This window comes from Amycolatopsis sp. NPDC004625, assembly GCF_040609695.1.
GTDB lineage: Bacteria > Actinomycetota > Actinomycetes > Mycobacteriales > Pseudonocardiaceae > Amycolatopsis.
The window spans coordinates 1-22,269 of sequence record NZ_JBEXKX010000089.1 but is presented as its reverse complement, the minus strand read 5'-3'; the positions used below and the strand labels follow the sequence as shown (position 1 = coordinate 22,269).

General features: G+C 73.1%; 25 protein-coding genes. 6 read left to right on the top strand and 19 right to left on the bottom strand.

Going from position 1 to position 22,269, the window contains the following annotated elements; all coding sequences use genetic code 11:
• Window positions 1-65: 65 nt before the first annotated feature.
• Window positions 66-905: an oxidoreductase gene (locus ABZW17_RS45140; RefSeq protein ID WP_354828685.1), complete on the bottom strand. Its 840-nt coding sequence runs from the start codon at window positions 903-905 to the stop codon at window positions 66-68.
• 98 nt (window positions 906-1,003) lie between these two features.
• On the opposite strand from ABZW17_RS45140, the gene ABZW17_RS45135 reads away from it, so the two are divergent.
• The gene (locus ABZW17_RS45135; protein WP_354828682.1) at window positions 1,004-1,906 is read left to right on the top strand and encodes a LysR family transcriptional regulator; all 903 of its coding nucleotides are present in this window, start codon (window positions 1,004-1,006) and stop codon (window positions 1,904-1,906) included.
• On the opposite strand, the gene ABZW17_RS45130 is transcribed toward ABZW17_RS45135, so the two are convergent.
• On the bottom strand, window positions 1,894-2,229 hold the full coding sequence (locus tag ABZW17_RS45130) for a rhodanese-like domain-containing protein (RefSeq protein ID WP_354828679.1): 336 nt from the start codon (window positions 2,227-2,229) through the stop codon (window positions 1,894-1,896). The two genes, ABZW17_RS45135 and ABZW17_RS45130, sit on opposite strands and share 13 nt — an antisense overlap.
• Before the next feature lie 11 nt (window positions 2,230-2,240).
• A complete protein-coding gene (locus ABZW17_RS45125) occupies window positions 2,241-2,870 on the bottom strand; it encodes an NAD(P)H-dependent oxidoreductase (RefSeq protein ID WP_354828676.1) in 630 nt (209 codons plus the stop codon).
• Window positions 2,871-2,932: 62 nt separating this feature from the next.
• Here ABZW17_RS45125 and ABZW17_RS45120 point away from each other — a divergent pair, with 62 nt between their 5' ends.
• Window positions 2,933-3,565, top strand: coding sequence for a helix-turn-helix domain-containing protein (locus ABZW17_RS45120; protein ID WP_354828672.1), 633 nt, complete (start codon window positions 2,933-2,935; stop codon window positions 3,563-3,565).
• A 43-nt stretch (window positions 3,566-3,608) separates the two neighbouring features.
• Window positions 3,609-4,688, top strand: coding sequence for a GDSL-type esterase/lipase family protein (locus ABZW17_RS45115; protein ID WP_354828669.1), 1,080 nt, complete (start codon window positions 3,609-3,611; stop codon window positions 4,686-4,688).
• A gap of 135 nt (window positions 4,689-4,823) precedes the next feature.
• Here the strand turns inward: ABZW17_RS45115 and ABZW17_RS45110 are convergent, their stop codons facing one another.
• The 4 genes from ABZW17_RS45110 to ABZW17_RS45095 are packed head-to-tail and all read right to left on the bottom strand — an operon-like array spanning window position 4,824 to window position 6,975.
• Window positions 4,824-5,123 (bottom strand): hypothetical protein, encoded by a 300-nt coding sequence (locus tag ABZW17_RS45110; protein ID WP_003092405.1) that lies wholly within the window; start codon window positions 5,121-5,123, stop codon window positions 4,824-4,826.
• On the bottom strand, window positions 5,110-5,334 hold the full coding sequence (locus ABZW17_RS45105) for a hypothetical protein (protein ID WP_354828667.1): 225 nt from the start codon (window positions 5,332-5,334) through the stop codon (window positions 5,110-5,112). Before ABZW17_RS45105 ends, ABZW17_RS45110 begins: the two co-directional genes overlap by 14 nt.
• A 46-nt stretch (window positions 5,335-5,380) precedes the next feature.
• Window positions 5,381-5,836 (bottom strand): Lrp/AsnC family transcriptional regulator, encoded by a 456-nt coding sequence (locus ABZW17_RS45100; protein WP_003092399.1) that lies wholly within the window; start codon window positions 5,834-5,836, stop codon window positions 5,381-5,383.
• Entirely contained in the window at window positions 5,833-6,975 is a 1,143-nt protein-coding gene (locus tag ABZW17_RS45095; RefSeq protein ID WP_354828665.1) for a Xaa-Pro peptidase family protein, read from the bottom strand. Before ABZW17_RS45095 ends, ABZW17_RS45100 begins: the two co-directional genes overlap by 4 nt.
• A 294-nt stretch (window positions 6,976-7,269) precedes the next feature.
• Here ABZW17_RS45095 and ABZW17_RS45090 point away from each other — a divergent pair, with 294 nt between their 5' ends.
• Window positions 7,270-8,214 (top strand): 5'-3' exonuclease, encoded by a 945-nt coding sequence (locus ABZW17_RS45090; RefSeq protein ID WP_354828662.1) that lies wholly within the window; start codon window positions 7,270-7,272, stop codon window positions 8,212-8,214.
• Here ABZW17_RS45090 and ABZW17_RS45085 read toward each other — a convergent pair.
• The 4 genes from ABZW17_RS45085 to ABZW17_RS45070 all read right to left on the bottom strand — a co-directional run bounded on the left by ABZW17_RS45085 (window position 8,211) and on the right by ABZW17_RS45070 (window position 14,431).
• The gene (locus ABZW17_RS45085) at window positions 8,211-9,428 is read right to left on the bottom strand and encodes a GNAT family N-acetyltransferase (protein WP_354828659.1); all 1,218 of its coding nucleotides are present in this window, start codon (window positions 9,426-9,428) and stop codon (window positions 8,211-8,213) included. The genes ABZW17_RS45090 and ABZW17_RS45085 overlap by 4 nt on opposite strands.
• A 49-nt stretch (window positions 9,429-9,477) precedes the next feature.
• On the bottom strand, window positions 9,478-10,680 hold the full coding sequence (locus ABZW17_RS45080; RefSeq protein WP_354828657.1) for a GNAT family N-acetyltransferase: 1,203 nt from the start codon (window positions 10,678-10,680) through the stop codon (window positions 9,478-9,480).
• A 70-nt stretch (window positions 10,681-10,750) separates the two neighbouring features.
• Window positions 10,751-11,515 (bottom strand): DUF4333 domain-containing protein, encoded by a 765-nt coding sequence (locus tag ABZW17_RS45075; RefSeq protein ID WP_354828654.1) that lies wholly within the window; start codon window positions 11,513-11,515, stop codon window positions 10,751-10,753.
• Window positions 11,516-11,662: 147 nt separating this feature from the next.
• On the bottom strand, window positions 11,663-14,431 hold the full coding sequence (locus tag ABZW17_RS45070) for a DEAD/DEAH box helicase (RefSeq protein ID WP_354828651.1): 2,769 nt from the start codon (window positions 14,429-14,431) through the stop codon (window positions 11,663-11,665).
• Between the two features lie 177 nt (window positions 14,432-14,608).
• Between ABZW17_RS45070 and ABZW17_RS45065 the strand changes: the two genes are divergently transcribed.
• Window positions 14,609-15,184, top strand: coding sequence for a hypothetical protein (locus ABZW17_RS45065; RefSeq protein ID WP_354828648.1), 576 nt, complete (start codon window positions 14,609-14,611; stop codon window positions 15,182-15,184).
• Here ABZW17_RS45065 and ABZW17_RS45060 read toward each other — a convergent pair.
• The 7 genes from ABZW17_RS45060 to ABZW17_RS45030 all read right to left on the bottom strand — a co-directional run bounded on the left by ABZW17_RS45060 (window position 15,181) and on the right by ABZW17_RS45030 (window position 20,094).
• The gene (locus ABZW17_RS45060) at window positions 15,181-16,062 is read right to left on the bottom strand and encodes a diacylglycerol kinase family protein (protein ID WP_354828645.1); all 882 of its coding nucleotides are present in this window, start codon (window positions 16,060-16,062) and stop codon (window positions 15,181-15,183) included. The two genes, ABZW17_RS45065 and ABZW17_RS45060, sit on opposite strands and share 4 nt — an antisense overlap.
• Window positions 16,062-17,033 carry a twin-arginine translocase subunit TatC gene (gene tatC, locus ABZW17_RS45055; RefSeq protein ID WP_354828642.1) on the bottom strand — a complete coding sequence of 324 codons (972 nt, stop codon included), beginning with the start codon at window positions 17,031-17,033 and terminating at the stop codon, window positions 16,062-16,064. The genes ABZW17_RS45060 and tatC overlap by 1 nt, the downstream gene beginning before the upstream one ends.
• Window positions 17,034-17,120: 87 nt before the next feature.
• The gene (tatA, locus tag ABZW17_RS45050) at window positions 17,121-17,438 is read right to left on the bottom strand and encodes a Sec-independent protein translocase subunit TatA (RefSeq protein WP_354828639.1); all 318 of its coding nucleotides are present in this window, start codon (window positions 17,436-17,438) and stop codon (window positions 17,121-17,123) included.
• Window positions 17,439-17,469: 31 nt separating this feature from the next.
• Entirely contained in the window at window positions 17,470-17,682 is a 213-nt protein-coding gene (locus ABZW17_RS45045; RefSeq protein WP_103352825.1) for a bacteriophage holin, read from the bottom strand.
• A gap of 9 nt (window positions 17,683-17,691) precedes the next feature.
• Entirely contained in the window at window positions 17,692-18,672 is a 981-nt protein-coding gene (locus tag ABZW17_RS45040) for a WYL domain-containing protein (RefSeq protein WP_354828635.1), read from the bottom strand.
• On the bottom strand, window positions 18,669-19,652 hold the full coding sequence (locus ABZW17_RS45035) for a WYL domain-containing protein (protein WP_354828632.1): 984 nt from the start codon (window positions 19,650-19,652) through the stop codon (window positions 18,669-18,671). Before ABZW17_RS45035 ends, ABZW17_RS45040 begins: the two co-directional genes overlap by 4 nt.
• Window positions 19,653-19,662: 10 nt before the next feature.
• Entirely contained in the window at window positions 19,663-20,094 is a 432-nt protein-coding gene (locus ABZW17_RS45030) for a helix-turn-helix domain-containing protein (RefSeq protein WP_354828629.1), read from the bottom strand.
• A 297-nt stretch (window positions 20,095-20,391) separates the two neighbouring features.
• On the opposite strand from ABZW17_RS45030, the gene ABZW17_RS45025 reads away from it, so the two are divergent.
• Entirely contained in the window at window positions 20,392-21,090 is a 699-nt protein-coding gene (locus tag ABZW17_RS45025; RefSeq protein WP_354828627.1) for an SDR family oxidoreductase, read from the top strand.
• Here ABZW17_RS45025 and ABZW17_RS45020 read toward each other — a convergent pair.
• Window positions 21,087-22,109 carry an oxidoreductase gene (locus ABZW17_RS45020; RefSeq protein WP_354828688.1) on the bottom strand — a complete coding sequence of 341 codons (1,023 nt, stop codon included), beginning with the start codon at window positions 22,107-22,109 and terminating at the stop codon, window positions 21,087-21,089. The two genes, ABZW17_RS45025 and ABZW17_RS45020, sit on opposite strands and share 4 nt — an antisense overlap.
• Window positions 22,110-22,269 lie beyond the last annotated feature (160 nt).

Here is a 22,269-nt window from a genome sequence, read left to right as displayed (position 1 = left end):
GGGGGTGGCGGTGTGTCTTATATTGTTTTATAACCCTGTTTCTCACTCACGACCACCAGGGGGCCCTAGTCCAGTGCGGTGGCCCGGCTGACCTCCTCCCAGGCGGCCAGGTCCGCCGCCAGCGCCTCGTGGTGGGCGCGGATCGCTTCGACGGCGTCCGCGCCCAGCGCGAGCCGCAGCGGGGCGTCGTCGCGGCCGACCGCGCGGACGATCGCCGCGGCGGCCTTGGCCGGGTCGCCGGGCTGGCTGCCGTCCATGTTCTCGACCGCTTCGCGGGTTCCGGCGGTCGACACGGCGTAGGCGTCGATCGTGCGGGAGCGGTGCATGCGGCCGCCGCCGAACTCGGTGCGGAACGCGCCCGGCTCGACGATCAGGACCCGCACCCCGAACGGCGCCACCTCGGCGGCGAGCGCTTCGGAAAGGCCTTCCAGGGCGAACTTCGTCGCGCAGTAGGCGCCGAAGCCGGGCATCGACAGCCGGCCGCCCATCGAGCTGATCTGCACGACCGTGCCGCTGCCCTGGGCCCGCAGGTGCGGCAGCACCGCCTTGGTGACCGCGACCGCGCCGAAGAACATGACCTCCATCAGGGCGCGCAGTTCGTCCATGCCGAGTTCTTCGACCGCGCCGACCGAGCCGCTGCCGGCGTTGTTGACCACGACGTCGATCCGGCCGAACGCTTCGAGCGCGGTCTTCACCGCCGCGTCGACCTGGCCGGCGTCGGTGACGTCCAGTGCCGCGGTCCGGAGCCGGTCGCCGCCGTGGGCCTGCAGCCCGGCCAGGGTTTCCGGGCGCCGGGCGGTGGCCAGCACGCGGTCGCCCGCGGCGAGCGCGGCCAGCGCGATCTCCCGGCCGAAGCCGGCGGAGCAGCCGGTGATCAGCCAGACGCGGCCGTCGGTGTTCGTCATCTTCCGTGTCCTCCCAGTGGTTTTCTCCTTTCCATCCTGGGGATGATCACGGCCGGATCGCCAACACCGATGTCCTGCCGCGGCTACAGTCTGAGCCTGTGACCCCCGAGCTGCGGCAGCTTCGCTACTTCGTCGCCGTCGCCGACGAAACCAGCTTCACGCGCGCCGCGGCCGGGCTGCACATCGCGCAGCAGTCGCTGTCGCAGCAGATCACCGTGCTGGAACGCGGCCTGGGCGCGCGGTTGTTCGACCGGGACGCCCGCGGCGCCCGGCTGACCGCCGTGGGGCGGCTGTTCCTGCCGGAGGCCCGCGCGGTGCTGGCCCGCGCCGAGGAGGCGGTCGCGACGCTCGGGCGGGCGGTGCGCGGCGAGATCGGCGACGTCCGGCTCGTCTTCCTCGCCACGACGGCGAACTACCTGCTGCCGCCGGTGGTCCGCGCGGTGCGGGCGCAACTGCCCGACCTCGCGGTGACGACGGCGGAGGCGTCGATCGCCGAGCTCGTCGCCGGCCTGCGCGAGGGCCGCTTCGACCTGGCGTTCACCCGGCCGCCGCTGGTCGGGGACCTGGTGTCCCGGACGTTGCTGACCGAGGAGGTGTGCGCGGTGCTGCCCGCGGAGCACCCGCTGGCCGGGCGGCCGTCGCTGCAGCTGGCCGACCTGGCCGGCGAACCGTGGGTGCTGACCCCGCGCGGCAGCTGGGAGCCGTGGCACCGCACCTACGACGCCGATTTCGCCGCCGCCGGGTTCACCCCGCGGGTGGTGCAGCGGGCCACCACCGTGCAGGGCCTGCTGGGGCTGGTCGCGGCGGGGGTCGGGGTGACCCGGCTGGCCCGGTCCTCGCACAGCCTGCGCCGCACCGGGGTGGCGTTCGTGCCGTTGGCCGGCGAGGTCGCGCGCACGGAGCTGGTGTGGTTGCCGGGCAACGACAATCCGGCGGTGCGGGCGATCGCCGGCGTCGCGGCCGGGCTGGCCGCGGCCACGGACCTGACTCAGGCGGGCTGACCGGTTTCGGTGGGCAGGCCGGCGTCAACCCAATCCTCGATGCCCGCGGCGTACTTGCGGACGTCGGTGTAGCCGAGCCGTTCCAGCTGCGCGGCGACCTGGCCGCTGTTGGCGCAGGCGGGGTTGGAGCAGTAGGTGACGATCGCGGCGGCCTTGTCCGGCAGCAGGTCCGGCGCCTTGGCCGCGACGTCGTCGGCGACGAGGTTGAGCGCGCCGGGCAGATGCCGGGTCGTGTAGTACGACGCCGGGAGGGCGTCGACGAGGACGAGGTCTCCGGCGGCGAGCCCGGCGCGAAGCGTCTCGCGGTCGATGGTGGCGGTCATGGTCGTTCCTTTCAGAAGGTCTTGGCGGTGTCGCGGGCGGCGTCGGCGGCGATGCGGCGGGCCTCTTCCGCGTCGCCGGTGAGGGTGGGGTGGAACCGGATTTCGGTGACGTCGTCGATGCCGGTCCAGTTCAGCCAGCCGGTGAAAAACGGGCTCTGGAAGTCGGTGCCGAACTCGCGGCCGAGGCCGGGGGCCCACACCGCGCTGGTGTAGACGACCGCGACGCGCTTGCCGCGCCCGGCGAGCAGGCCTTCGTACCCGGTCGCCGGGTCGAGGCCGAACACCAGCCCGGGCTGGGAGACGACGTCGACGAACTGCTTGAGCACGTACGGCACGCCCGAGTTCCACATCGGGACGCTGAACAGGATCCGGTCGGCGGCGTCGAAGCGGGCGAAAGCGGCCTTCGCCGCCGCCCAGGCTTCGGCTTGCTCCCCGGTGGGGGTGCCGCCGCCGACGACGGTCATCTTGGCGCGGGCGGCGGCCGGGCCGAAGGGGGGCAGGGTGCCGTCCCAGAGGTCCCATTCGTCGACGTCGGCGCCCGGGTGGAGGGTGCGGTAGGTGTCCAGGAAAGTAGCTGCCAGGCGCAGCGATTCGGACTCTTCCCCTCGTGGGGACGCGGAAATGTGCAGCAGATCGGGCATCTCGGGGCTCCTCGGCGGAGGGCCGGCTTTCGCCGGACAGAAAATCGGACTAGAGTCCGCTTATGTCCTCGAACCGTAGCGGACCGCAGTCCGCTTCGTCAACACCGGCCGAACTGCCGGTCCTCGGCGCGCCCGTCCGCGAGCGGGCGGACGCCGCCCGCAACCGGATCCGGGTCCTGGAAGCCGCGGAAGCGCTCTTCGCCGAACGCGGGGTCGACGCGGTGACCATGGACGACGTGGCGGGCGCCGCCGGCGTCGGCAAGGGCACGCTCTACCGCCGGTTCGGCGACAAGGGCGGCCTCGCCATGGCCCTGCTCGACGAGCGGGAACGCGAACTGCAGGAGCGGATCCTCACCGGCCCGCCCCCGCTGGGCCCCGGCGCCGGGCCCGCGGACCGCCTCGGCGCGTTCGTCGCGGCCTACCTCGACCTGCTGGACCGGCAGCTGGACCTGGTCCTGCTCTCCGAGACCGCCACGACCGGGGCCCGGTTCCGCACCGGCGCACACGCGCTGTGGCGGCAGCACTGCCGGCACCTGCTCGAGGCCGGCGGCGCCGCCGGCGCCGAAATCGCCGCGGACGTCCTGCTCGCCGCGCTGGCGGCCGAACAGGTCCGGCACTGGCGGCGCGACCGGGAAATCGACGCCGCGACACTGGCGGAGTCGCTCGTCGGGCTGGTGCGGACGTGGCTGCGGTGACGCACCGTGTCCGCCGATCGGGCGGTCCGTAGAATCGGGGGCGATGCGACGCCTTCGGTGGTATTGGGGAGCCCTCGTCCTCGCGTGTGTGGCCCTGCTGGCCGGTTTTTTCGTCTTCTTCGGCTCCGAGAGCCAGCCGGGGCGCCCGCAGCCCCGGCAGGGCCCGCCGGGCACCGGCCCGCTCACCGTCGTCTCGATGGGCGACAGCACCGTGTCCGGGGAAGGCGCCGGGCAGTACACCGCGGACACCAACGGCCAGGGCGGCAACTGGTGCCACCGCTCCCCCAACGCGTTCGTCGAAAAGATCGCGGCGCCGGGCATCACCGCGCACGTCAACCTCGGCTGTTCGGGCGCGCCCGCCGAGCAGGTCGCGCTCGGCGACGTCAAGCAGTGGACGGAGGGGTCGCAGGCGCAGCGGCTGGCCGCGGTGGTGAAGGACCACCGGGTGGCCGCGGTGGTGATCGCGGTGGGCGCCAACGACGAGCCGAAGTTCTCCAACCAGGTCACCGAGTGCTTCAAGGCGTGGTTCAACCCGGGCGGCCCGTCGTGCAGCGACGCACTGAAGCAGACCTGGCAGTCCAAAGTGGACGCGATGGTGCCGAAGGTGGCGGCCGCGGTGGCAGACGTCAAGAAGGTGCTGGCCGCGGCCGGCTACGTCCCGGCCGACTACCAGCTGATCCTGCAGTCCTACGCGGCCCCGATCGGCCCGGACCTGCCGGAGGACCTGCGCAGCCTCAACGGCTGCCCGTTCCGCACCGAAGACCTGCGCTGGATCGCCCAGACCGGCATCGGCGTGCTGTCCTCGGGCCTCAAGGCGGCCGCCCAGCAGACCGGCGCCCGGTTCCTGGACCTGGCCAAGGCGGGCGTCAAGCACGAGGCGTGCAGCGGCGGCCCCAACCCGGCGACGGAGTGGTTCACCCGCCTGACGCTGCAGCTGGCCGACCTTGGCCAGGCCGAGCGAGCGGGCCACGCGCTGCAGGAATCGTTCCACCCCAACGCGGCCGGCCACACAGCGATCGCCAACTGCCTGACGGAGTTCATCGCGGCCAAGGAGGGCAACGCCTCCTGCCTGGCCGGCGCGGACGGCAAGCTCCACGCGATCCCGGAGGTCGTGGCCCGCTGACCCGGAGGGTCGGTTCGCGTACCCCGAGGGTCGGCCGGCGTGCCTGGAGGGTCGGTTCGTGAGCCGACCCTCCAGGTACGCGAACCGACTGCCTGGGTACGCGAACTGACCGTCGGGGTACGTCTGGCGCGGGGCTCAGAGGTCGAGGGCGGCTCGCAAGGCGATGTCGATGCGTTCCTGGACGTCCTGGTCGATCTCCGCGATCCGCTCGTCGAACCACGGGCGGTACAGGCGGGTCAGGTTGAGCGTCGACACCCAGTACCGTGCGTCGATCGCCACGCCGAGGATGTCCATCGGGTCGCGGTCGAGCAGCTCGGTGCCGAGCAGCCAGGGCCGCTCGGACTCGTTCACCCCGTCCGAGGACAGCAGCACCACCGTGCGCTGCCGGGCCGGTTCGGTCGGGGGGTGGTACGTCCAGACTTCACCCCTGCGCACGCAGATCCTTTTCCGCCGCGTTGCGCTCGGCCTCGTCCGATTCCGCGACGACCGGTTCCGGCTTCTGCGGGGTGTACCCGGTCCGGACCGCCTCGCGCCTGGCTGCCTTCGACAGCCAGGACGAGACCGAGATTCCGTGGGCTTTCGCGGCGCGTTCGGCGAATTCCAGAGCCCCGCTGTCCAGCGAAAGAGTCACCTTACGTGTTGCCATACCTTTTACCGTACCAGTGCCCCGGTCACCGGGCGGCCGCCGGAGGTCAGAACGTCGGCGAACGTCCCTCGAACGGCGTAGAGAGCACCACCGTCGTGCGCGTCGACACCTTCGCCGCCTCCCGGATCCGCCGCAGCAGATCCTCCAGCGCCAGCGGCGACTGGACGCGCACCAGCAGGATGTACGACTCGTCGCCGGCCACCGAGTAGCACGACTCGATCTCCTTGATGTGCTGGATCCGCTGCGGGTAGTCGTCCGGCGCCGCCGGGTCGTTCGGCGTCAGCGAGATCAGCGCCGTCAGCGGCAGGCCGATCTGCTCGCCGTCGAGCCGCGCGGTGTAGCCGAGGATGACCCCGCGCTGCTCGAGGCGGCGCACCCGCTGGTGCACCGCCGACACCGACAGCCCGACCCGCTCGGCGAGGTCGGTGAAGCTGCGCCGCCCGTCGGCCGCGAGCTCCTGCACGATCGACTGGTCCAGCGGCTCCAGGCCGCCGGGTGTCATGCGTCCAGCACGACGAGCTCGTGCGGCTGGTTGTTGACCGACTCGACGCCGTCTTCGGTGACGATCACGATGTCCTCGATCCGAGCGCCCCACCGGCCCGGCTGGTAGATGCCCGGCTCGACGCTGAAGGCCATGCCCGGCTCCAGCGGCAGCGCGTTCCCGGCGATGATGTAGGGCTCCTCGTGCACGTCCAGGCCGATGCCGTGCCCGGTCCGGTGGATGAAGTACTCCCCGAACCCGGCCTCGGCGATGACGTCCCGCGCGGCCGCGTCGACGGCTTCCGCGGTCACGCCCGGCTTGACCGCGGCCACCGCGGCGGCCTGGGCGCGCTGCAGCACCGCGTAGGTCCCGGCCACGTCGGCGTCCCGCGGGGTGCCGACGGCGTAGGTGCGGGTGGAGTCGGAGTTGTAACCGGCCGGCAGCGGCCCGCCGATGTCGACGACCACGACGTCACCCTTTTCGATGACGCGGTCGGAGACGTCGTGGTGCGGGCTGGCGCCGTTCGGGCCGGAGCCGACGATGACGAAGTCGGCCTGCACGTGGCCCTCCTCGACGATCGCGGCGGCGATGTCGGCCCCGACCTCCGCCTCGGTGCGGCCCGGCCGCAGCCACTCGGGCACCCGGGCGTGCACCCGGTCGATCGCGGCACCGGCCTCCCGCAGCGACGCGATCTCCGCGGCGTCCTTGCGCATCCGCAGCTCACGGACGACGGGACCGGCCAGCGTCTGCTCGGCGGTGTCGAGCGCGGCCCGCAGCGCGAGCACGTGCAGCGCCGGGGTGAAGTCGCTGACGGCGACCCGGCCGGGCTTGCCGAGCCGGTCGGCGACCAGCTTGTAGGGGTCGTCGCCGTCGACCCAGGTGAGCAGCTCGACGCCGAGCTCGTCGACGGGGACGTCGGCGTACCCGGGCGCCTCCAGCTTCGGCACGACCAGCGCGGGCGTGCCGCCGGCCGGCACGACGAGCGTGGTCAGCCGCTCGAACGACCCCCCGGCCTGCCCGAGCAGGTACCGCAGATCGGAGCCGGGCGCGATCAGCAGCGCATCGGTCCGCGCGGCAGCCGCGGCGGCACGGGCCCGGTCCAGCCGGGCACGAAGGGAAGCGGCGTCGGGAGCAGGCGTGTGGAGGGATCGGCGCGACATGACGCCGAGCCTAGTGGGGCGCCCGGAGCGGCGGACGCGCCCGGGGTTGCGACATGCCGGGCCGGGTGACACACCTCCCCGACCCCGGCGAGCCGCTGAGGGCCGGCTCGCGTACCCCGAGGGTCGGCCGGCGGACCTGGAGGGTCGGTTCGCGTATCTGGAGGGTCGTGAGCCGACCCTCCAGATACGCGAGCCGACGTTCTGGGTACGCGAGCCGACTGTCCGGGGACCGACGAGCATCCCCGGGGTGCGTCGTGTCCCCTGTCGCGGCCCCCGTCGTGGCAGGCTGTCCGGGTGACCGGACCCCTTGCCCTGCTCGACTCCGCGAGCCTGTACTTCCGCTCCTTCTTCGCCCTGCCCGACTCCATGCGCGCCGCGGACGGGACGCAGGTGAACGCCGTGCGCGGGTTCGCCGACACCATCGCGCGGATCCTCACCGACCGGCGCCCCGCGCGGCTCGTCTGCTGCCTGGACGCCGACTGGCGGCCGAAGTTCCGCACCGACCTGCTGCCCAGCTACAAGGCCCACCGCGTCGCCGAGGAGACCGGCAGCGGCCCGGACGTCGAAGAGGTCCCCGACACGCTGACCCCGCAGGTGCCGATCATCCTCGACCTGCTCGAAGCCTTCGGGTTCGCCACCGCCGAGGCCGCCGGCTACGAGGCCGACGACGTCATCGGCGCCCTCGCCACCCGCGAGAAGCGCGACCCGGTCGAGGTCATCACCGGCGACCGCGACCTGTTCCAGCTGGTGCGCACCGAGCCGTCGCCCGCGTCGGTGATCTACGTCGGCAAGGGCTGGGCCAAGGCCGAGGTGCTGGGCCCGGCCGAGATCGCCGAGCGCTACAGCCTCCCCCGGGACACCGCCGGGCCCGCCTACGCCGACATGGCCGCCCTGCGCGGCGACCCCTCCGACGGACTGCCCGGCGTCGCCGGCATCGGCGAGAAGACCGCGGCGAAGCTCATCACGCAGTTCGGCTCCCTCGAGGCCCTCATCGAGGCGGCCGACGCCGGCGACGCCGCCGTCCCGCTCAAGACGCGCCTGCGGCTCAAGGACGCCGCCGGCTACCTCGCCGTCGCCCCGGCCGTCGTCCGGGTGGCCGTCGACGCGCCGGTCGAGCAGTCCCGGCCCGACACCGTGCCCGCCACCCCCGCCGATCCCGAACGGGTCGCCGAACTCGCCGAGCGGTGGAACCTCGGCAACTCCGTCGAGCGGCTGCTCAAGGCCTTGCCCGGCAGCTAGAAGTGCGTGCCGCACCACGGTGCCGCCACCGTGGTGAACAACTCGTCGGCCCGCGCCACCGCGGCCGCGTCGCGGACCTCGACCCGGCCCGTCTCGGCCAGCGCCGTCGCGCTCCACTGCCCCAGGTACAGCATGCCGAGCGTGTCGACGTCGAGGGCCAGGTCCGCCGCCGCGTCGGTGCGCCGGGCGCCGTCCGGGCCCACCTCGTAGTGGCCCGTGTTGGCCGGGCGCACCCGGTCGGTCACCGCGACCACCACCGGACCCGCCGCGCGGTACGTCCGCGCGGCCAGCGCCGCGGCGACGTCGACCGGGCGCAGCCACAGGTCGTCCTCGACCGCCAGGGTGCCCGCGTGCCGGTGGTCGGTCAGCTGCACCGCCAGCGGCTCGTCGACCGGGCGGTGCCGGGCGTGCACCGCCGACACGAGGTCGACCGACAGCAGGAACCGCCACAGCGCGGCCCGGGCCGCCGGATCGGCGCCGTGCAGGTCGTGGACGTCCAGCACCGCACCGCGGTCCGGCGACTCGGACGACCGGCGGCTGATCGTGGCGTACACGACGAACCCGTCGTCCCCGTCCGGTCCACTGTGGACGGCGACGAGGTGATCGCCGTCCGGACCCACCTGCCGGTCGTGCGAGATCGGCCACCACCGCTGCGGCCGCGCGATCATGCCCGGCCGGTGCAGCCCGATCCGCCGGTACAGCGCGGGGATCTCCTTCACCGCCTCCGCCGGTGTCAGCAGCCGGACCTCACCGACGGCCGGGACGCGCTCGTGGAACCGCGCCGCCGGCCGCGTCACCCGCACTGTCTTGCCCAGCGCCGCCGACCCGTAGCCGAACCGCCCGTAGATCGTCGGCTCGCTGGCGTGCAGGACCGCCAGCGGCACCCCGCGCGCCGCGAAGTCCGCCAGCTGAGCGGCCATCATCGCGCTGAGCACCCCACGGCGCGTCCGGTCGGCCCGGACCCCGACCCCCTCGACCGCGGCGGCCCGCACCACCCGCCCGCCGGGGACGGCGATCTCGGTGTCGAACGAGCTCACGATCCCGATCGGGATCTCGCCCTCGAACGCGCCGAACTTGCGCGCGGCGGGCCAGGACTCCCCGACCCGCGCCCACACGTCGTCGGTGACCCGCGGGGTGTGCAGGGCGCGGCGCAGCAGGTCGAACGTGCTGCGCCGCTCGTCGTCGGTGATCGGGCGGACGTCGAAGGCGGTCATCTCCCCGATCTTGCCGCCCGCCGCCGCGCCCGGCACCCGGTTTTCCCGCTCAGAAGTGGCTGCCGCTCCACGCCGCCACGCGCGTGCCGAACAGCAGGTCCGCCGCCGCCGGCGCCGCCGGGTCACGGACCTCGATCCGGCCCGCCGCGGCCAGCGCCGACGGCCGCCACGTCCCCAGGTACACCATGGCCAGCGTCGTGACGTCCAGCCGCAGCCCGGCCGGCCCGTCCGTGCGCCCGGCACCGTCGGACGTCACCCGGTAGCGACCGCTGTTGCCCGGCAGCAGCGGGTCGTACACCTCCAGCACCACCGGCTCGCCGTACCCGTACTCCCGGGCCCGCAGCGCCGCCGGGACGTCGACGAGCCGGATCCAGTGCTCGTCCCCGATCCGGTCCACGTTCCCCCGGCGGTGGTCGGCCAGCAGCAGCTCGACCGGATCGTCCAGCGGCCGCGACTCGACGACGATCCGGTCCACCAGGTCGACCCCGAGCAGGAACCGCCACAATCCCGCATAGGCCGCCGCCGAGCCCGCGAACAGATCCACCACCTGGAGGTTCTTCGTCCACGGATGCACCCGCAGCCCGTCGACGTGGTAGAACGCGAACCCGTCCGGCCCACCCGGACCGTGGTGCACGGCCGCCTTCACCGGCGACGCGTGCCGCCGCAGCTGCAGCTCGTAGAGCCGCCACAGCACCTCCGGCCGGGTCATCATCCCCGGCCGGGAAGCCAACCCGGCGTACACGGCGGGACAGACCTCCAGCGCGCGGTCGAGATCCAGCAGCTCCACCGCACCGCCCACCGGAGCGTCCGGCCGCAGCCGCGCCCGGTGCCGATCGACGCTGTACACGCGGAACCGCGTGGCCAGGCCGTAGCCGAACCGGCCGTAGATCGGCGCCTCCGTCGCCAGCAGGTTCGCGAACACCACCCCGCGCGCGGCGAACCCCTCCAGCTGCTCGGTCATCAACCCCCGCAGCACACCCCGGCGCGTCCGGTCGGCCCGCACCCCGACCGAGGTGACCCCCGCCATCGGCACCCGCGCCCCACCCGGCACGGTCAGCTCCGCGTCGAAGAACCGCGCCGTCCCGACCAGCTCCGGGTCGAACGCACCCAGCGTCCCGCCCGGCTGGTAGTACCGGGCCGCCAGCGCCCACTCCGCGTCGTCGGCCGTCGGGAAGTGCACCGCCTCCCGGAACAGATCACTCGCCGCCCGGTGCTCCTCGGCCGCCAGCGTCCGGATCTCGAACTCGCTCATCCCCGGATCATCTCCGGACACACCGCGGCCCGGCCACCGCAATTCACGGCGACCGGGCCACGAAGCCGCGTTACTTCGAAACCGGCGGCGAAACCTCGTAATTGCCGCCGTCACCCTTCACGGTGATCGGCACCTGCTGCGGCTTGCCGGCGATCGTCGCCGTGCACTCGAACTTCGCCCCGTCCGCCACCTTCTGCTCGGCGGGACAGGTGACACCGGTGACACCCTCGATCTTGTACGTCTCGGTCAGCAGCTTCTGCACGTCGGTCTGCATCTGCGTGTTGTTGAAGACCTGCGTCTTCAGGAACCCCGGCGTGACGAACGCGGTGAACAGGAACACGGCCACCACCGCCACCGCGACGACGACCCCGATCAGCAGCCCCTTCTTCGACTTCGCCGGCTTCTCCGCCTCCGGCGCCCCCGCACCGGAATACTGCTGCTGGCCGTAGTCGTACTGCCCCGGCTGCTGCTGCCCGTACTGCGGCTGCGCCTGCGGACCGCTCTGCGGGTACGCCCCACCCGGCTGCTGGCCGTACTGCGGCTGCGCCTGCGGACCGCTCTGCGGATACCCCCCGCCGGGCTGCTGCCCGTACGGCGGCGGCTGCTGCCCCCACTGCGGCTGCGGCGGCGGGGCGTACCCGCCCGGCTGCTGCTGTCCCCACTGCTGGGGCTGCTGCGGCTGGCCCCACTGCTGCTGGTTCGGGTCGTAGGAAGGCTGCTGCGGCTGCTGCCCCCACTGCGGCTGCTCCTGCGGACCGCTCGGCGGGTACGCGCCGCCCGGCTGCTGCCCGTACTGGGGCTGCTGTGGGTCGTTGCCGCCATACGGCGTGCTCATCGTCTGCCTCCGCCTGCTTCGCTCATCTCTCGTCCACCCCGAAACACCGCAAGCCGCGCATACACGGTGTCGCAGGCGATCCAACCACAGGTCGGACCCGAGCACACGCGTCCACGCTCAAGCCGTCCACCTGGGCTAACACCGAGTTCACGCCGCGCCCGCGGCCACCACCCCACGGCGCAGCGCCTTCACCGCATCGGCCGCCGCCGCACCGACCGGATCCGCCTTGCCCAGCACGTCCCGGATCTGGTCCAGCAGATCGATCACCTGCCGCGACCAGCGCACGAAGTCACCCGCCGACAGCTCCTGCCCGTTCGCCTCCGCCGCCGTCAGCACCTTCTCCAGCGACTCACCCCGCGCCCACCGGTACACCGGCCACGCGAACCCCGCATCCGGCTCCCGCGTCCGGTCCAGCCGGTGCCGCCGCTCGTCCTCGGTCAGCTCCACCCACAGCCGCGCCGTCTCCTGCCACGCCTCCGGCACCGCACCACCCGGCAACCGCGGCTCCCCCGCGGTGTCCCGACGCGCCTCGAACACCAGCGTCGACACCACCGCGGCCAGCTCCGCCGGGTTCAGGTTCCGCCACACCCCGTGCCGGATGCACTCCGCGGCCAGCAGATCCGACTCGCTGTACAACCGCGTCAACCGCCGGCCGTCCTCGGTCACGCGGTCCTCGCCGTCCCCGGCCGACTCCGGGCCCAGGTACCCGCGCTCACCCAGCAAAGACAGGATCCGGTCGAACGCCCGCGCCAGCGAGTGCGTCGTCGCCGCCACCTTCCGCTCCAGCTGCTGCGTCTCCGCCGCCAGCCGCTGGTACCGCTCCACCCAGCGCAGGTTCGCCTCACGCTCGGCCAGCCCGTGGCACGGATGCGCCCGCAACGCCCGCCGCAACGCGGCCAGCTCGCCGTCCTCGTTCGCCCCCGACCGCCGCCCCGGCAACGAAATCCCCGCGTTCCGCAACGTCGCGGCGATGTCCCGGCGCGTCCGCGGCGACCGCAACTCGATGTGCTTGGGCAGCTTGATCCGCCCCAATGCCTCCACCGGCGCCGGGAAGTCCGCCACCGACAACGGCCCCGACCACCGGGCCTCGGTCACCACCACCGGCCGCGGCTCCCGGATCGGGTCCAGCCCCGGATCGACCACCACCGCCAGCCCCGCCCGCCGCCCCGCCGGCACCGCGATGACGTCACCCTTGCGCAGCTTCTCCAGCGACTCCGCCGTCCCGGCCCGCCGCACGGCCGTGTTCTGCCGCGACAACGCCTTCTCCCGCGTCGAAATCTTCGCCCGCAGCTCGACGTACTCCAGCATCTCGTCGAACTCACCGGTCACCGCGGCGGCGTAGCCCTTCAGGGCCTCCTTGTTCCGTTCGATCCGCCGCGCCGTCCCCACCACCGACCGGTCCGCCTGGAACTGCGCGAACGACTGCTCCAGCAGCTCCCGCGCCTGCACCGCGCCGACCTGCGCCACCAGGTTGACCGCCATGTTGTAGCCCGGCCGGAACGACGACCGCAGCGGGTACGTCCGCGTCGACGCCAGCCCGGCGACCTGCTTCGGGTCCACCCCCGGCTGCCACGCCACGACAGCGTGCCCCTCCACGTCGATCCCCCGCCGCCCGGCCCGCCCCGTGAGCTGCGTGTACTCCCCCGGCGTCAGGTCGACGTGCGCCTCGCCGTTGTACTTCACCAGCCGCTCGAGCACGACCGTCCGCGCCGGCATGTTGATCCCCAGCGCGAGCGTCTCGGTCGCGAACACCACCTTCACCAGGCCCCGGACGAACAGCTCCTCGACGGTCTCCTTGAACGCCGGCAGCAACCCGGCGTGGTGACCGGCGATCCCGCGCTCCAGCGCCTCCCGCCACTCCCAGTAGCCCAGCACCCCGAGATCCCCCTCGGGCAGATCCGCCGTCCGCTCCTCGATGACCCGCCGGATCTGCTCGACCTCACCCGGCCCGTTCAACCGCAACCCCGACCGGACACACTGCGCGACCGCGGCATCACAACCCGCGCGCGAAAAGATGAACACGATCGCCGGCAGCAACCCCGCCCGATCCAGCTGCTCCACGACGTCCACCCGCGACGGCGGCCGGAACCGCGGCATCCGCGGCGGCGCACCCCGCCGCCCCCGCGGCCCGCGGAACCCGGCCGGCGCGTACTGGCGGCCGATCTCCTCGGTCCGGCGCAGCAACGTCGGGTTGATCCGCAGCTCCGCCCCGGGCGCGTGCACGTCCTCCCCGGCGAACAGGTCCAGCAGCCGGTTCCCCACCAGCATGTGCTGCCACAGCGGCACCGGCCGGTGCTCGTCCACCACGACCGCGGTGTCGCCCCGGACCTCCACCAGCCACTCGCCGAACTCCTCGGCATTGCTCACCGTCGCCGACAGCCCCACCACCCGCACGTGCTCGGGCAGGTGCAGGATCACCTCTTCCCACACCGCACCCCGGAACCGGTCGGCCAGGTAGTGCACCTCGTCCATCACGACGTACCCGAGGTCGGTGATCGTCGACGAACCGGCGTAGAGCATGTTGCGCAGCACCTCGGTGGTCATCACGACCACCTGCGCGTTGCCGTTGATCGAGGTGTCCCCGGTCAGCAGGCCGACCGCGCCGGCCCCGTACCGCGCCACCAGATCGGCGTACTTCTGGTTCGACAACGCCTTGATCGGCGTCGTGTAGAAGCACTTGCGGCCTTCGGCCAGCGCCAGGTGCACGGCGAACTCGCCGACCACGGTCTTGCCCGCCCCGGTGGGCGCGCAGACCAGCACGCCGTGACCGCCCTCGAGGGCCTCGCACCCGCGGATCTGGAACTCGTCGAACTCGAAGGACGCCTCCGCGGCGAAGCGCGTCAGCTGGGGGTACTTCCCACGGCGCGCGGAGGCCGCATAGGCCTCGGCCGGGGACGGAGAAGGGCTACTGGCCACCTCGTCAGGGTTCCACATCCCCCCGGCAGTCCGCACGCCGCGTGGCGTCCCCTCGTCGGTGCTGCTTGTGGTTTCGCTGTTCGTCAGTTGTTGATCTTGAACAGTCGCGTGCAGTATAGGTCGTTATACACTTGACTAGGCAGGAACCGGTCGGGTGCGGGTTGCGTCGGAGCGGGCATGACCGAACCGTGTCCGAGCTGCGGGTCGCTGGACCAGGTGCAGCACGTGCCCGCGGTGTACCGCGGCGGCCACTCGTTCTTCCGCGGCCGCGGTCCCCTGGTCAGCGTGCCGGCGGGCGACGGGTTCGTCCTGACGAACACGCAGGTCAGCGGCGTTTCGGTGACCGCGGTGGCCCGCTCGCTCGACCCCTTCCCTCCCCCGCGCCGCGGCGGCGGCCTGCTGGCGGCGGCGATCGTGCTGGCGCTGGCCGGCAGCTGCTTCCTGCTGCTCCCGTTCTCGGCGATCGGCGACCCGCCACCGGGTGGGCCGGCGGCGAAGGTGCTGGGCATCGCCGTGATCTCGCTGCCGGCGGTGTGCGTTTACCTCGCGACCGGGGTGCTGGTGTGGCTGTATGCGCGACGGCTGCGGGAGCACCGGAAGCAGCGCCGCGGGGTGCCGGCGGCGCAGCAGGTGTGGGAGCAGGGCTGGTTCTGCCACCGCTGCGGCGGGGTGTACTTCGCGGACGGGGGTCGCCTGCTGACCCCGGCGCACTTCCGCCAGCTGGTGGCCCGCGCGGGTGGCTACGACCGTTAGGCCAGCACCGTCAGGGCGCCCGGCACGCAGTCGACCGTCACCGGCACGGTCCCCTGCGGTTCCCCGTCGGCGTACGCCGGCCACGTGTTGCCGGCCAGGGTGACCGAGCGGGCTCGCAGGGTGCGGACCGCCGGGTGGGTGACGTGGTTGCCGGTGCGCAGGCCCGGGAGCATCCGGAGCAGGCCGCGGCGGGTGGCGTGGCCGATGATCGTCACGTCGAAGACGCCGTCCTCGGGGTCGGCCGTCGGGCAGATCGGGACGCCGCCGCCGTAGAAGCGGGTGTTGCCGATCGCCACCAGGGTCGCGGCGAGCTCGAAGCGTTCGGTGCCGGTGTCGACGACCACCGGGCGGGAGTGGAAGCCGGCGAGCTCGGCGAGGATCGCGAGGTCGTAGCGGCGTGGCCCGGACGGCCAGCGCATCCGGTTGGCGCGTTCGTTGACGCTCGCGTCGAAACCCGCGCACAGCACCGTCGCGAACCAGGTGGTGCCGGCGCGGCCGAGGTCGATCCGGCGGCGGGCACCCGAGCGCAGGGCCGCGACCAGCGCGTCGACCGCCGGCAACGGCTCCCCGGGGACGCCGAGGGCGCGCGCGAAGTCGTTGCCGGTGCCCGCCGGGACGAGCCCGAGCGCGACGTTGTTGTTCGCGCAGAACTGGACGCCCTGGTGAGCGGCGCCGTCGCCGCCGAGGACGACCAGGACGTCGAGCCCGGCGGCGTGGGAGGACCGCATCAGCTCGCGGGACTCCTCGACCGAGTTGGCGACGAGCACGTCGAGCCGGTCGACGGCCGTGCGCAGCCGCGCGGCGACCGTGTCGGCGATCCGCGCGGCCGCGCCGTGCCCGGACGCCGGGTGCACGGCGAGCGCGGCGTGCAGCCCCACTACGTGACGTCGTCGGTGCTGGACCGGCCACCGGAGGCGGTCGGCGTGGACGGTTCGTCGTCGACCGTGCTCGGCGTGTAGTCGAACGGCGCCGCTTCGTCGTCGGCGAGCTGGTCCCAGCCCTCGTCGTGGCGTTCGCGGTCCTTGCGGCGGTCGTGGATCCGGGCGAGCTGGACGGCGATTTCGAACAGCACCGTCAGCGCGCCGGCCAGGCCGAGCATCGAGAACGGGTCGGACCCGGGGGTGGCGAAGGCCGCGAAGACGAACAGGGCGAACACGATGCCGCGACGCCACTTCTTCAGCTGCGCGTACTTCACGACGCCGACGCGGTTGAGCATCACCACCAGCAGCGGCAGCTCGAAGCTGATGCCGAAGATGATCAGCAGCGACAGCAGGAACGAGATGTACTTGTCGGCGGTGAGCGCGGTGACGAACGCGTCCTGGCCGAAGCCCATGAGCAGCTGGAGGGCGTGCGGGAACAGGATGTAGGCGAGCACGGCGCCGCCGGCGAACAGCACCGACGCGAACCCGACGAACGTCAGGGCGTACTTGCGTTCCTTGCTGTACAGGCCCGGGGCGATGAACGCCCAGATCTGGTACAGCCAGACCGGGGAGAGCAGCACGGCGCCGGCCGCGATGCCGACCTTCAGCTGCGTCATGAACGCCTCGAACGGCACGGTCTGCAGCAGCCGGCACCCTTCGGCGCTGTCGAGCCGGCGGTTCGGCGGGATGGCGCAGTACGGGTCCTTGACGAGGTCGCCCAGCGACGGGATCGGCCCGATGTGGGTGCCGAACCACCAGAACCCGACGATCCCGCCGATCACGACCGCGAGCAGCGCGAAGCCGAGGCGGCGGCGGAACTCGTAGATGTGCTCGATGAGCGTCATCGTGCCGTCGGGGTTGGCGCGACGGCTGCGCCTGCGCCGCTTCGACCGGCGGCTGTCACCGTTTCCGGAGGCGGATTCCGCCACGGGTTGTTCCGTTCTCGTCGGAGTCCGCCGGAGCGCGCCGGCCGGGCGCGCTCCGTGGACCAGGGACCGGGTGTGGCTTCAGGCGCGTCAGCTGGCGTTCTTCTGCGGCTGGTCCGCGGCCTGCTGCTTCTTGAGTTCGTCGAGCTGCCGCTGCAGGTCGGCGACCTGCTGGTCGGTCGTGGCCGCCGGGGCGGGCGTCGCCGGGATCTGCTTCGTCTCGACGGGCTCGGCGTCCTCGTGCGAGGCGGTCTTTTCGCCCGCGAGGTCCTTGGTCTCGGCCTTGAAGATCTTCATGGACTTGCCGATCGACCGCGCCGCATCGGGAAGCCGCTTGGCCCCGAACAGCAGCACGACGAGCAGCACCAAGATGATCAAATGCCATCCTTGCAATCCGTTGGCGAACAAGATGGCCTCCTATCTGCGTCTGGTAGGGATGTTACTGGTTTTCCGGTTTCCGGCGGCGCTGTTCGAACGCGACGCGCAGCGCTGCCGTCCGGGCGCGGAGCAACCCGGCCCGGTCCTGGGTGTTCGTAGCCACCATGCTTGCGGTCTGCCGGAAACCACGCAAGACCTTGACCGTCCGCACCAGGAGGATCAGGAGCAGCAGCAGGCCGAGCGCGGCGAGCGCGATCGTGGGCAGGTACGGCACGTCGTCAGCCTAGTGGTCGCAGGTTGACGGAAGGTGACGGGCTCGGGCCACGGCGCCGGCGGCGCGGCGACCGACGTCCGCGGCGAGGTCGGCCGGGCTCTCCACCAGCGCTTCCCCGCCCAGCCCCAGCACCAGGCGCACCATCCAGGACTGGTCGGCGTAGCGCATCCGGATCCGCAGGCGGCCGCCGTCGAGCTCGTCGAGTTCCTCGCACGGGTAGTACTCGGCTACCCAGCGTGCGTCCGGGTCGAGGACGAGGACCGCCTCCCGTTGGTCGGGACGCTCGCGAAAGACACCCTCGGAGATGTCGGTGGGGTGGGCGTGCGCGGGCGGGCGGGACGGCTCGGCGAGGATCGTCAGCTCGTCGATCCGGTCGAGCCGGAACAGCCGGACGCCCTCGGCGCGGCGGCACCAGGCCTCGAGGTAGCCGACCGCCTGGACGATCAGCAGCCGCATCGGGTCGACCGTGCGCTCGGTAATCTGGTCCTTCGACGCGGTGTAGTAGCGGATCCGCAGCGCCCGCCCGTCCTGCAGGGCGCGGGCGACCTCCTCGCGGGTGCGGGCGGTCTGCTTGCCTTCCCGCACTCCCCCGCCGACGACCACGCCGGCCGGCTGGGCCTGCCCGGCGGCGGCCTCGATCTTGGCGATGGACCGGCGGACGGCGTCACCGTCGACCACGCCCGGCGTCTCGGCGAGCGCCCGCAGCGCCACCAGGAGCGCGGTCGCTTCGCCGCCGGTGAGCCGCAGCGGGCGGCTCATCCCGGCGTCGTGGGTGACGATGATCGTGTCACCCTCGAAGGACAGGTCGATCAGGTCACCCGGCCCGTAGCCGGGCAGCCCGCACATCCACAGCAGCTCGAGGTCCTTGCGCAGCTGCTTCGGCGTGACGTCGAAATCGTGCGCCGCGTCGTCGACGCGAACCCCCGGGCGCGCCAGCAGGTACGGCACCAGCGCGAGCAGTCTCGGCATCCGGTCGGTGGACCCGCTCACGACACGCCCCCCTGCCGGGCGACGACGGCTTCGAGCCGGTCCTGGACGCTCTTGGCCAGCACGTCGGGTTCGAACACGACGACGTCCGGGCCCTGGGCGGCGATCCAGTCGGCGGCCGATTCGGGGTAGAGCAGGCCGATCTCCACGAGGTCGCCTTCTTCGCCGTCGATCACCGACCGGCCGACCACGGTGCCGCGGCGGCGGACCCCCGCCGCGCGGCCGTCGGCCACCCAGACCCGCGCGGTGGTGACGGGCGCCGGTTCGCTGTCGCCGGTGGCCGTGACGAGCTTGAGCAGGTTGACGCCCTCGGGGCGGCGCACCTCCCCGGGTTTGCCGGCCGGGCGGACCTGGCCGGTGACGCGGGAGAGCCGGAAGCAGCGGGTGGCGCCGCGGTCGCGGTCGTGCCCGACGACGTACCAGCGGGCGCGCCACGACACGACGCCCCACGGTTCGAGGGTGCGCATGATCCGTTCCGGCGAGCCGCTGCGGCGGTACTCGAACCGCACGGCCTGGCCGTTCTGCACCGCGGCCAGCAGCGGCCCGAACGCCGGTTCGGCCCGCACCCGCGGCTCGACGACCGTGGGCGCCTGGTCGTCGACCTCCAGGCCGGCGGCGCGCAGCTTGACGAGCGCGCCCTGCGCCTGCCCGGTCAGCTCCGGGGAGTCCCACAGCCGCGACGCCAGCGCGACCGCGGCGGCTTCGTCGGGGGCGAGGTCGATTTCGCCGAGTTCGTAGTCGCGGCGGGCGATGCGGTAGCCCTCGATCGCGTCGAACGCGCCGTTGCGGCCGGTTTCGAGGGGGATGCCGAGCTCGCGCAGTTCGGTCTTGTCGCGTTCGAACATCCGGAAGTAGGCGTCGTCGCTGGCCGCGTCGCCGTATCCGGGCACGATGCCGCGAATCCGCTCGGCGGTGAGGTACTGCCGGGTGGACAACAGGGCCAGCACCAGATTGACCAGCCGTTCGGCGCGTGCGGTGGACACCCGGTAGAGCCTAGCCCGCGCCGCCCGGCCCGATCGTGAGGTCCGGGGTGCGCGCGTCGTAATCGGTGCGGGCGGCGTCGACGGCCTCGAAGTTCACCTCGGCCCACGCCTTGAACCCGGCCATCAGCGCGCGCAGCGATTCCCCCAGCGGCGTAAGGGAATAGTCCACGCGGACGGGCACCGACGGGGTGACCTCCCGGCGGACGAGACCGTCCCGTTCGAGCACCCGCAGGGTCTGGGTGAGCATCTTCTGGCTGACCCCGGCGATGCGCCGCGAAAGGTCGCTGTAGCGCTGCGGGCCGTCACCGAGCGCGACGAGGATCAGGCTGACCCACTTGCCGGCGATCTCGTCGAGCAGCTTCCGGGTCGGGCAGGCCGCGAGGTAGGCGTCGTAGGCGGCCTTCTCGGCCTGGCGCCGCTGTTCCGCCGTGCGCGTGGGCACCGGGCGCACCTCCTCCTCCGGTAGGCACCCGGGGGTGCGTACTTCCCACTGGAGAGTAGCTCTCCCTACGTTCGTAAGGAAGGAGGTTCCGATGCGAGCGATGGTGATCCGCCGGTTCGGCGGGCCGGAAGTGCTGGAGTTCACCGGCCGCAATCGCCCGCAGCCGGTCCGGCAGTCGGGATCGGCCGCTCGGCCGAGCCCGGCCCGGCCGCAATCGCCCGCGGCAGACCGCGCGGCCAACCCGCCCGGTCCGGCCGTCCCCGTGCCCACCCGGCCGACCGTCCCTAGCCTGGGCCCATGGATGATCGCGTTCTCCTCGTCACCGGTGCCTCCCGCGGCCTGGGCGCCGCCACCGCCCGGCTTGCCGCCGCCTCCGGGTTCAAGGTTGCTCTCGTGGCCCGCCAAGCCGACTCCGTCGCTCCCCTCGCTGCCGAGCTCGGGGATGACCGGGCGCTCGCCCTCGGGGCCGATGTCGGCGACTGGCCGAGCATCTCCGCCGCCGTCGCCGAGACCGTCGAGAAGTTCGGGCGGCTCGATGCCGCGTTCGCCAATGCCGGGATCGGGGTCGGGACCTCCTTCTTCGGCGATGACGATCCCGATCCGCGCGCCTGGGAGCCCATGGTCCGCACCAACGTCCTCGGCGCCGCCTACACCGCGCGCGCCGCTCTGCCCGCGCTGCGGGAAACCGCCGGGCACCTGCTGATCACCGGTTCGGTCGCCGGGCGCTACATCCGCAACGCCAGCCTCTACTCCGTCACCAAGTGGGCCGTGACCGGGATGGCCGGGGCCATCCGGGAGGAGGCCGTCGGCACCGGGGTGCGCGTCACGCTGATCAACCCCGGCATGACCGACACCGACATCCTCTCCGACGACCAGCGCAAGAAGCCCAACCTGCACCCCGACGACATCGCCCGCGCCGTGCTCTACGCCCTCTCCCAGCCGCCGTCGGTCGACGTCAACGAGATCCTCGTCCGCCCCACCGGGCAGGTGCTCTAACGCAGGCGGGCGACGCGGCCCTGGGCGCCGCTCGCCCAGCAGGCCGTCCCGGCGCAGTCCACGGTGTCGAAGCTGCCGGTGTCGAACCGGGTCCAGTGCCGGCCGCCGTCGGGGCTGAGGTCGCTGCCGCCGGGGCCGACGGCCAGGACCGTGCCGCCGCGCCACGCCAGCCCCGAGCGGTAGCCGGCCGGGTACTGCGCCGGTGTCCGCCAGGTGCGGCCGCGGTCGCGGGTCAGCGCCACGGCCGGGCCCGGCGCGTCCGGGTTCGCGAAGTCGCCGCCGATGGCGACACCCTGGCCGGGGTTGCGGAAGGCGAGCGCGAACACGCCGGCCGACGGGCTGCTCGGCAGCGGCGTGTCCGAGGCCGTCCAATGGCGGCCGCCGTCGCCGGAGTGCAGGACGCGGGCCGTCGCGCCGCCGCCGGTGGCCAGCCAGGCGTCGAACGGCCCGGCCGTCGTGACGCACTGGCCGCTGGCGGCGAACCCGGCCTCGCCGGGCAGCGCGGGCGGGAAGCCGCTGTCGGGGACCGGGCGCCAGCTGCGGCCGCCGTCGAACGTGGCCTGGACGCGGAACCGGCCGTCGACCGGGTCGCTCATCGCCAGGCCGCGCCACGGGTCGAAGAAGGCGAGGCAGTCGTAGAACGCCGCCGGGTCGGTGTTCTGGAACGTCCGGCGCCAGTGCGCGCCGCCGTCGTCGGTCCGGTAGATGCGGGAGTCGGTGCCGGGGCCGATCGAGAGGACCACGGCGTGCTCGGCGTCGAACGCTTCGATGTCGCGGAACTGGAGCGTCCCGGTCCCGGGCGGCCCGACGGACTTCCAGGTCGCCCCGCCGTCGGTGGTGCGCAGGACAGTGCCCTCGGTGCCGCTGACCCACGCCACCCGCGCGCTGACCGCGGACAGGCCGCGGAACTGGGCGGTGACGCCGGTGGCCTTCGGCTCCCACGTCGGCAGGTGCTCCCCCGCCGACGCCGGGGCCGCGACCGAGACCAGCAGGGCGAGCACGAGCAGCACGACACGCATGCAGCGATCCTGCCGCACCGGCCGCGCGACTTTCGTCGGAACCGCCCCACCGTCGTGAGTGGTAAGGCGCGTTAGCCCGCCGGACACCGCGGCCAGCACGATCAGGTTCTCGCCGCTCTTGCCCGTCTCCGGGAATTCCAGGGCACCGCGGTCGACGCCG